At 58.4% G+C, this 758-nt stretch carries 2 protein-coding genes; both read right to left on the reverse strand.

The window, feature by feature from the left end:
* The coding region (locus tag EOA85_RS36495) for a response regulator (RefSeq protein WP_127212816.1) at positions 1-378 on the reverse strand (378 nt) is incomplete at its 3' end.
* On the reverse strand, positions 368-758 hold a 391-nt coding region (locus EOA85_RS36500; protein WP_164760190.1), incomplete at its 5' end, for an ATP-binding protein. The genes EOA85_RS36500 and EOA85_RS36495, both read right to left, overlap by 11 nt.

Consider the following 758-nt stretch of genomic DNA (forward strand, 5'->3'; position numbering starts at 1 on the left):
GGCTTGGTTGCGGTTGCCCAACGCAGAGCGGATCGCATCGATCAGAATATCGTCGTCGAAAGGTTTTTCGATGAAATCGGCGGCACCTTCCTTCATCGCCTGAACAGCCAGCGCCACATCGGCATGACCCGTCATGACAATGACTGGAAGCGTATGTCCGCGGGTCCGGAGCTGTCGCAGGAACTCGATCCCGTCAATGCCGGGCATGCGCACGTCCGTCACGATACAGCCGTCGAGATTGCCCGTCGCTGTGGCCAGAAAAACCGACGCCGATTCGTATAGGCGTACAGCGAAATCAGACGTCGCCAGAAGAAAACCAAGCGACTTGCGAACGTCGACGTCGTCGTCGACCACATGCACAAGATCGTTACCGGCCATTGGCGACTTCTTCCTTCTGCACGATGCGCAGGGTGAACCGGAAAGCGGTTCCTCCAGCCGGCATTGGCTCGGCCCAGATGTGACCACCGTGCGATTCGACGATAGTGCGGCAAATGGAGAGGCCAACGCCCATGCCCTGCTTCTTGGTGGTGACAAACGGCTGGAAAAGCTGGGCGGAGACGTCCGGCCCGAGACCAGTGCCTGTGTCAATCACGCTTACCTCAGCCATGCCGTCATCACGAGCCACGGTTGTGATTTGCAACTCACGGCGTGGCACACCTTGCATGGCTTCTATCGCGTTGCGCATCAGGTTCAGCAAAACTTGCTGAATCTGGATGCGGTCGGTCAAGACCAGTTCCGCGGCGGGATCGAGCTTGTAG

The organism is Mesorhizobium sp. M5C.F.Ca.IN.020.29.1.1, assembly GCF_003997375.1.
GTDB classification, from domain to species: domain Bacteria; phylum Pseudomonadota; class Alphaproteobacteria; order Rhizobiales; family Rhizobiaceae; genus Mesorhizobium; species Mesorhizobium wenxiniae.